This window comes from Piscinibacter sp., assembly GCF_050175855.1.
GTDB lineage: Bacteria > Pseudomonadota > Gammaproteobacteria > Burkholderiales > Burkholderiaceae_C > Piscinibacter.
Window position 1 is genome coordinate 1 of record NZ_JBFXIO010000232.1, and the last position, 8,315, is coordinate 8,315.

Sequence of the window (8,315 nt, forward strand, 5' to 3'; positions counted from 1 at the left end):
CGCCGAAGGCAAGAACTGGAAGACCGATCCCTCCGGCGGGATCATCCGCGTGGCCATGCAGGTGCACGGCTGCCATCCGTTCGGCAACGCCAAGGCCCGTGCGGTGGTCTGGAACTTCCCGGATCCGATCCCGCAGCACCGTGAGCCCCTGTACAGCAACCGGCCGGACCTGATCGCCAAGTACCCGACGCACGACGACAAGAAGGCGTTCTGGCGCCTGCCCACGCTGTACAAGACGATCCAGGAGAAGAACAAGGACATCGGCAAGACCTTCCCGCTGGTGATGACCTCGGGTCGCCTGGTCGAGTACGAGGGTGGCGGCGAGGAAACCCGCTCCAACCCCTGGCTGGCCGAGCTGCAGCAGGACATGTTCGTCGAGATGAATCCGAAGGCGGCCAACGACCGGGGCATCCGCAACGGCGAGTACGTGTGGGTGCGCACGCCGGCCATGGTGGCGATGCCCGACTTCAAGGGCATCCGTGTCAAGGCACTGGTCACCGAGCGCGTCAACGAGGAGACGGTGTTCCTGCCGTTCCACTTCTCGGGTCGCTGGGGCGGCGTCGACCTGATGCAGTACTACCCGAGCGGTTCGGCGCCGGTGATCCGCGGCGAGGCGGTCAATACCGCCACGACCTACGGCTACGACAGCGTGACGATGATGCAGGAAACCAAGACGACGCTCTGCCAGATCGAGCGTGCCGCCTAAGGAGAAGACGACATGGCAAGAATGAAGTTCATCTGCGATGCCGAGCGCTGCATCGAGTGCAACGGCTGCGTCACCGCGTGCAAGGCCGAGCACGACGTGCCCTGGGGCGTGAACCGCCGCCGCGTGGTCACGCTCAACGACGGCGTCCCCGGCGAGCGCAGCGTCTCGGTGGCATGCATGCACTGCTCCGACGCGCCGTGCATGGCCGTCTGCCCGGTCGACTGCTTCTACCGCACCGACGAGGGCGTGGTGCTGCACGACAAGGACACCTGCATCGGTTGCGGCTACTGCTCGTACGCCTGCCCGTTCGGCGCGCCGCAGTTCCCGACCAACGGCACCTTCGGCCTGCGCGGCAAGATGGACAAGTGCACCTTCTGCGCAGGTGGCCCCGAGGCCAACGGCACCGAAGCCGAGAACGAGAAGTACGGGCGCAACCGCCTGGCCGAGGGCAAGCTGCCGGCCTGCGCGGAAATGTGCTCGACCAAGGCGCTGCTCGGCGGCGATGGCGACATCGTGGCCGACATCTTCCGCACCCGCGTGCTCAGCCGCGGCAAGGGCAGCGAGATCTGGGGCTGGGGCACGGCCTACGGCAAGCCGGCCGGCGGTGCGGCGGGCCAACCCAAGGAGGGCACCAAGTCATGATCGCTCGCATCGTGTTCGTCGCCGCCTTGGCGGCCGCTCTCGCGGCCTGTGGCGAGAAGCCGCAGACCGCGGCCACCAAGAAGTCCGACGGCAAGCCCTGGGAGGGTGCTCAGAACGGCTTCGTGGCGCAAGGCTGGAAGGCCGGCGATCAAGGCAGTTGGGACGCGCAGATGCGCACCCGCGCGCAGGGCCAGAACGAGTACAGCCGCACCGCGGCGCAGAAGTGAAACGCTCCTGAGGAGACGCCATGCACCGCATGATGCGCAGCTTGCTGCTGGCGGCGACGCTGGCTGGGTCGGGCCTCGCGCTCGCCCAGACTGCCGGCGACGACCGGGTGGCACCCAACGATGCCGCCACGGCCACGCTGCCCAAGGCCGACGAGACCAACGCGCAGCGCGCGAAGACCCAGCCGGGCAACAACGCGCCGTTCTGGCGCGGCGTGCGTGAGTCCGGCAACACCGCCGGCTTCACGACGCTTCCCGCCAACGAAGGCGGCGTGCTGATCCAGAAGTTCACCCAGTACCCTGGCTCGCAGTACACCACCGCCGGTGAGGCTTGGCGGCAGGTGCGCAACCAGTGGATCATCCCCTATGGCGGTTCCTTCCTGCTGATCGTGCTCGGCGCGATCGCGCTGTTCTACTGGCGCAAGGGCGCGCTGGGCGGTCATGTGCCCGACACCGGGCGCAAGATCGAGCGTTTCACTCCGATCGAGCGCAGCGCCCACTGGGCCAACGCCATCGCCTTCGTCATCCTCGGCGTCTCCGGCATCGTGATGGCATTCGGCAAGTTCTTCCTGCTGCCGGTGATCGGCTCGACCCTGTTCGGCTGGATCACCTACGCGCTGAAGACCGCGCACAACTTCGCCGGGCCGCTGTTCGCCGTGTCGCTGGTGGTCGTGATCGTCACCTTCATCCGCGACAACATCCCGAACGCCGGTGACATCAAGTGGGTGCTCAAGGGCGGCGGATTGCTGTCCGAGCACGAGATTCCGTCGCACCGCTTCAACGGCGCCGAGAAGATGCTGTTCTGGGTGGGCGTGTTCCTGGTCGGCCTGATCGTCGTCGGCTCCGGCCTGGTGCTCGACAAGCTGCTGCCCGGCCTGCTCTACACCCGCGACCAGATGCAGGTGGCGATGATGATCCATGGCGTCGCCGCGATCCTGATGGTGGCGATGTTCCTCGGCCACATGTACATCGGCACCATCGGCATGAAAGGTGCGCTCGACGGTATGCGCACGGGTTATGTCGACGAGGGCTGGGCCAAGGAGCACCACGAACTCTGGTACGACGACATCCGTGCCGGCAAGATCCCGGCCCAGCGCAGCACGCCGCCCGGCGGTGTGGCTGCTCCGCAAATCTGACCCGAGAGTCCGACCATGCGCAAACTGCTCCTCGCCCTGATCACCACCTCGTTTGCCGGCGTCGCGCTGGCCAAGCTGCCGCCGCCGTCCGACGAGGCCAAGGCCAAGGCGGCCGAGGCCGCTGCCAAGGCGGCCCACGGCGGCAAAGTGGCCAGCTACCAGCTGTGCCGGTCGATGGAGAAGGTGGCCGCGCGCTACATGGCCGAGGCTGCCATGGCCGGCAAGACCGTCAACAAGCCCACCGAGACGCCGGCCTGTGCCGACCCCGGCCCGTTCGTTCCGGCTGGCGCCACGCCGGCTGCGGCAGCCCCCGCGCCTGCGGCCAAGAAGAGCTGATCCTGGCCGCGTTGGCGACGGCAGGGCCGCCCTCGGGCGGCCCTTCGCGCTTGCGTGTGCCTGCCTTCCCGTAGAGTCCCGCCATGACCGTCCGCCTGACCCAGGCCAGCGCGCCGCTGATGCAGACCATCGCCGTGCGCGATGAATTCGGCGCACAGCGCGAGATCGCGATTCCCGCAGAGCGTGCGCTCACCGTCTTCGTCGACAAGCGCGAACTGGTCACGCTGATGACCCTGGGTGCGGCGCCGGAGCTGCTGGTGCTGGGCTACCTGCGCAACCAGCGGCTGGTCGACGGCGTCGGGCAGATCGAGTCCGTCACCGTCGACTGGGAGGTGCAGGCCGCCGCCGTGGCCACCTACGGCGGCGTCGAGCGCTTCGAGGAGAAGACCGCCAAGCGGGTGGTGACCACCGGTTGCGGCCAGGGCACGGTCTTCGGCGACATGATGGCCGACCTCGACCGCATCGTGCTGCCGCCGCCCACCGAGCCCGGCGCCCGCCTCAGCCAGGCCACCCTCTACGGCCTGCTCGACGCCGTGCGGCGCCAGGAGAGTACCTACAAGTCGGCCGGCTCGGTGCACGGCTGCGCGCTGTTCCGCCAGGACGAACTGCTGATGTTCGTGGAGGACGTCGGCCGCCACAACGCCATCGACACCATCGCCGGATGGATGTGGCTGCATGGCGTGGAAGGTGGCGACAAGATCTTCTACACGACAGGACGGCTGACCAGCGAGATGGTCATCAAGTCGGCGCAGATGGGCGTGCCGGTGATCGTCTCGCGCAGCGGCATCACGCAGATGGGCTACGAGGTGGCCCGGCAGCTCGGACTGGCGCTGTTCGGCCGGGCGACCAACCGGCACTTCATCTGCTACACCGGCTTCGAGCGCTTCGACGCCCAGCCGGAACCGCCGCGGCCGGCGCCTTGATCAGGCGATTCGCGCGAGGTCACGCAGCACGGTCGGCCCGGCGCGCTTCTCGATCTCGGCCAGCAGTTCCTTGCCCCAGCCGAACGAGAACAGCGCCTCGGCGGTGACGAACATCGGGCCGACCAGCAGGCCGATCAGGTCGTCGACGAAGGCCGGCTTGCGACCCTCGTACCAGTGGCCGATGAACTGGATGACCCAGCCGACCGCGAAGAAGCCGATGCCCCAGGCCAGCCAGGCGCCGGTACCGCTGTCGCCGACGCTGTGCGCCAGCGCGATCAGCGCGCCGACCGCCGCGGTGACGGCCAGGCCGAGTTGCAGGTTGCCGCGGGTCAGGTACCAGACCGCCACGCCGGCGAAGACGATCCACGCCGGGGTGAGCGACCAGCCGGCCAGCATGAACGCGGGCTTGGCCAGCAGCACGCCGACGGCGAAGACGATCATCGGCACGCCGACGAAATGGCTGGCGATGTTGCGCCGGTCGCGGTGGTACATCGCGTACTGGCTCAGGAGTTCGGTCGCGCCGCGCATGGACATCTCCGGGGAAACAACGTCTGCGAGCCCCAACTGTGGCACAGCTTGGCCGGGCCGTGCGCCGGCGGGTCCCTAAAATGCACGCATACCACCGGGAAATGCGCAGATGAGCATCAAGAGCGACAAGTGGATCCGGCGCATGGCCGAGCAGCACGGCATGATCGAACCCTTCGAGCCCGGGCAGGTGCGCCACGCCCCGGACGGGCACAAGATCGTCAGCTACGGCACCAGCAGCTACGGCTACGACATCCGCTGCGCCCCGGAGTTCAAGGTCTTCACCAACATCCACTCGACGGTGGTCGACCCGAAGAACTTCGACGAGAAGAGCTTCGTCGACATCGAGGCCGACGTCTGCATCATCCCGCCGAACAGCTTCGCGCTGGCGCGCACGGTGGAGTACTTCCGCATCCCGCGCAACGTGCTGACCATCTGCCTGGGCAAGAGCACCTACGCGCGCTGCGGCATCATCGTCAACGTCACCCCTTTCGAGCCGGAATGGGAGGGCTACGTGACGCTGGAGTTCAGCAACACCACGCCGCTGCCGGCCAAGATCTACGCCGGCGAGGGCTGTGCGCAGGTGCTGTTCTTCGAGAGTGACGAGGTCTGCGAAACCAGTTACAAGGATCGCGGCGGCAAGTACCAGGGCCAGCGAGGCGTGACACTGCCCAAGACCTGAGCGGCCCGGCCAACGGGGAGACAGCCATGAAGTGGGAAGGCAACCGCGAGAGCGACAACGTCGAGGACGCCCGCGGGGCCGGCGGCCGCATGCCCGGTGGGGTGCGGCTGGGCGGCGGACGCGGCATCGGGCTGGGCACCATCGTGATCGCGCTGGTGGCCGGCTGGATCTTCGGCATCAACCCGCTGACCCTCCTCGGCGTGCTCGGCGGCGGCGGCGACCTGCCCGGCCCGGCCGGCGTGCAGCAGGCGCCGGCGGGGCGGCCGCCGGCCGACGACACCATGGCGCGCTTCGTCTCGGTGGTGCTGGCCGACACCGAAGACGTCTGGCACGAGCGCTTCCGCGAGATGGGCGGCACCTACCGCGAGCCCAAGTTGCGCCTGTTCCGCGGCGCCGAGCCCACCGCCTGCGGCATGGGCCAGTCGGCGATGGGGCCGTTCTACTGCCCGGGCGACGAGAAGGTCTACATCGACCTGTCGTTCTACGAGACCATGCGCACGCAGATGGGCGCGCCGGGCGACTTCGCCCAGGCCTACGTCATCGCCCACGAGGTCGGCCACCATGTGCAGAACCTGATGGGCATCACCGCGAAAGTCGAGCAGGCACGCCGCCGCACGAGCGAGGCGCAGGGCAACCAGCTGTCGGTGCGGCTCGAACTGCAGGCCGACTGCTTCGCAGGCGTCTGGGCGCACCACGCCCAGAAGGCGCGGCAGGTGCTCGAGCAGGGCGACCTGGAAGAGGCGCTGAACGCCGCCAGCCGCATCGGCGACGATGCGCTGCAGCGCCAGTCGACCGGCACCGTGCGGCCGGAGACCTTCACTCACGGCAGCAGCGCGCAGCGCGTGGCCTGGTTCAAGCGCGGCATGCAGGCCGGCAGCGTGCAGCAGTGCAACACCTTCGAGGCGCGCGCGCTCTAGGGGCGCGGGGCCCTTAGTAGGTGCCGGGCACCAGGATCGAGCGGTCGACGTTGGTGAGCTGCGTGTGGCCGCAGAAGGCCATGGTCACGTCGAGCTCCTTGTGGATGATCTGCAGCGCCTTGGTGACGCCGGCCTCGCCCATCGCGCCCAGGCCGTAGACCATCGCGCGGCCGATCATCGTGCCGCGTGCGCCCAGCGCCCAGGCCTTGAGCACGTCCTGGCCGCTGCGGATGCCGCCGTCCATCCAGACCTCGGTCTTGCTGCCCACCGCCTCGACGATGGCCGGTAGCGCGCGGATGCTGCTGGGCGCACCGTCGAGCTGGCGGCCGCCGTGGTTGCTGACCACGATCGCGTCGGCGCCGGCATCCACTGCCAGCTTGGCATCCTCGACCTCCATGATGCCCTTGAGGATCAGCTTGCCGCCCCACTGCTTCTTGACCCACTCGACGTCGGCCCACGACAGGCGCGGGTCGAACTGCTCGTTGGTCCAGGCGGCCAGGGAGCTCATGTCGCTGACGCCCTTGACGTGGCCGACGAGGTTGCGGAAGGTGTGCCGCCTCGTGCCGGCCATGCCCAGGCACCAGCGCGGCTTGGTCATCAGGTTGAGGATGTTGCGCAGCGTCGGCCGCGGCGGCGCGGTCAGGCCGTTCTTCAGATCCTTGTGGCGCTGGCCGATCACCTGCAGGTCCAGCGTCAGCACCAGCGCGCTGCACTTGGCCGCCTTGGTGCGCTCGATCATGCGTGCCATCGCGTCGCGGTCGCGCATCATGTAGAGCTGGAACCAGAACGGCGCGCTGGTGTGCTCGACGATGTCCTCGATCGAGCAGATGCTCATCGTCGACAGCGTGAACGGGATGCCGAACTTCTCCGCCGCGCGCGCAGCGTGGATCTCGCCGTCGGCGTGCTGCATGCCCGTCAAGCCCACCGGAGCGATGGCCACCGGCATCTTCACCGTCTGGCCGACCATGGTGGTGGCTGTGGAGCGGTTCTCCATGTTCACCGCCACGCGCTGGCGCAGCTTGATGCTCTGGAAGTCGCCCTCGTTGGCGCGGTAGGTGCCCTCGGTCCAGGAGCCCGAATCGGCGTAGTCGTAGAACATGCGCGGCACGCGCTTCTCGGCCAGCACGCGCAGGTCTTCGATGTTGGTGATGACGGTCATCGCTTGTCTCCTCGGGGCGGTATCGTTCTTCGGCGAGGGCGATGCTAGCGGGGCGGCTGCGGGCCGCCCGGAAAGTTTTTCAGGCGACGGGCGAAAGCAGCGCTGCCGCGGCGCGCGCCGCTTCGTCGCACTCGGCGTGCAACCAGGCGGCGAAGTCGGCTGCCGCGCCCTGCGCCGCATGGGGCAGAAGGTAGTAGCGGTAGGCCGGTGCGGCGCCGACCGCGAACAGCGGGCGCAGCGCGCCGCTGGCCAGCCAGTGCCGCGCCAGGCTGGGGCGGGCGAGCGCCACGCCCTGGCCGCTGACGGCGGCTTCCAGCGTCAGCCCGAGGTCGACCAGCTTGGTGCCCTGCGCCGGCTCGGGCCGGTCCAGGCCGGCGGCGGCGAACCACGGCGCCCAGGGCTCCAGCGGCGTGCGCAGCAGCGGCGCATGGCGCAGGTCGGCGGGCGCGCACAGCGGCGGCAGGCGCTGCAGCAGCGCGGGCGCGGCCATGGGCACCACCTGCTCGTCGAGCAGTGGCGTGCCGCCATGCGCGGCGGGGTGGCCATGGCGCACCTCCACATCGGCCTCGGTGGCCGCGGCGTCGAGGAAGGGAATCGACAGCACCACCTCGAGCTCCACGCCCGGGTGGGCCGCCGTGAAGCGCTCCAGCGCCGGCACCAGGATCTGCCGCGCGAAGGTGGGCGGCACGCTGACGCGCAGCTTCTCGATGCGCTGCGCGGCGCGGCGATGCAGCGGCACGGCGGCCAGCAGCCCGAGTGCCGCGCCCACCTGGGCGAGATACTCCTTGCCGGTGGCCGTCAGCGCCAGCGCCTTCGGACCGCGCGTGAACAGGGGCGTGCCCAGCAGTTCCTCCAGCGCGGCGATGCGCTTGCCCACCGCGCTGGCGGTGACGTCGAGTTCGTCGGCGGCACGCTCGAAGCTGCCCAGCCGTGCCGCCGCCTCGAAGGCGCGCAGGCCGTCGATGGAAGGAAAGCGGACGTCGGGCGAAGTGGCCATGGCGGCATTGTCGCCAAGGCCGGGGGGCGAATCAGTTCCGCCGGTGCCGCGGCACGAAGTTGAGCTGG

11 protein-coding genes are annotated in these 8,315 nt (G+C 69.1%); 8 read left to right on the forward strand and 3 right to left on the reverse strand.

The genetic code is table 11. The annotated features are described in order from the left end of the window. The 6 genes from AB7U92_RS16775 to AB7U92_RS16800 form a co-directional block, all read left to right on the forward strand. A partial coding sequence (locus AB7U92_RS16775) for a formate dehydrogenase subunit alpha (protein WP_428579304.1) occupies window positions 1-706 on the forward strand: 706 nt, incomplete at its 5' end. A gap of 12 nt (window positions 707-718) precedes the next feature. After that, on the forward strand, window positions 719-1,348 hold the full coding sequence (gene fdh3B / locus AB7U92_RS16780; RefSeq protein WP_428579307.1) for a formate dehydrogenase FDH3 subunit beta: 630 nt from the start codon (window positions 719-721) through the stop codon (window positions 1,346-1,348). After that, window positions 1,345-1,575, forward strand: a complete 231-nt coding sequence (locus AB7U92_RS16785) for a hypothetical protein (RefSeq protein ID WP_428579310.1) — start codon at window positions 1,345-1,347, stop codon at window positions 1,573-1,575. The genes fdh3B and AB7U92_RS16785 overlap by 4 nt, the downstream gene beginning before the upstream one ends. Window positions 1,576-1,595: 20 nt before the next feature. Beyond that, window positions 1,596-2,708, forward strand: a complete 1,113-nt coding sequence (locus tag AB7U92_RS16790; RefSeq protein ID WP_428579313.1) for a formate dehydrogenase subunit gamma — start codon at window positions 1,596-1,598, stop codon at window positions 2,706-2,708. Window positions 2,709-2,723: 15 nt separating this feature from the next. Further along, on the forward strand, window positions 2,724-3,044 hold the full coding sequence (locus AB7U92_RS16795) for a hypothetical protein (protein ID WP_428579316.1): 321 nt from the start codon (window positions 2,724-2,726) through the stop codon (window positions 3,042-3,044). A gap of 83 nt (window positions 3,045-3,127) precedes the next feature. Next, a complete protein-coding gene (locus tag AB7U92_RS16800) occupies window positions 3,128-3,967 on the forward strand; it encodes a formate dehydrogenase accessory sulfurtransferase FdhD (protein WP_428579319.1) in 840 nt (279 codons plus the stop codon). Here the strand turns inward: AB7U92_RS16800 and AB7U92_RS16805 are convergent, their stop codons facing one another. Then, window positions 3,968-4,495: a DUF962 domain-containing protein gene (locus AB7U92_RS16805; protein WP_428579322.1), complete on the reverse strand. Its 528-nt coding sequence runs from the start codon at window positions 4,493-4,495 to the stop codon at window positions 3,968-3,970. It lies immediately after the preceding gene. A gap of 109 nt (window positions 4,496-4,604) precedes the next feature. On the opposite strand from AB7U92_RS16805, the gene dcd reads away from it, so the two are divergent. Together dcd and ypfJ are read left to right on the forward strand one after the other, a co-directional pair. Beyond that, the gene (gene dcd, locus AB7U92_RS16810; RefSeq protein ID WP_428579325.1) at window positions 4,605-5,174 is read left to right on the forward strand and encodes a dCTP deaminase; all 570 of its coding nucleotides are present in this window, start codon (window positions 4,605-4,607) and stop codon (window positions 5,172-5,174) included. Between the two features lie 26 nt (window positions 5,175-5,200). Continuing rightward, on the forward strand, window positions 5,201-6,091 hold the full coding sequence (ypfJ, locus tag AB7U92_RS16815) for a KPN_02809 family neutral zinc metallopeptidase (protein WP_428579328.1): 891 nt from the start codon (window positions 5,201-5,203) through the stop codon (window positions 6,089-6,091). A gap of 13 nt (window positions 6,092-6,104) precedes the next feature. Here ypfJ and AB7U92_RS16820 read toward each other — a convergent pair whose 3' ends face one another. After that, entirely contained in the window at window positions 6,105-7,250 is a 1,146-nt protein-coding gene (locus AB7U92_RS16820; RefSeq protein ID WP_428579331.1) for an alpha-hydroxy acid oxidase, read from the reverse strand. A gap of 79 nt (window positions 7,251-7,329) precedes the next feature. Next, window positions 7,330-8,247: a LysR substrate-binding domain-containing protein gene (locus AB7U92_RS16825; protein ID WP_428579334.1), complete on the reverse strand. Its 918-nt coding sequence runs from the start codon at window positions 8,245-8,247 to the stop codon at window positions 7,330-7,332. Window positions 8,248-8,315 lie beyond the last annotated feature (68 nt).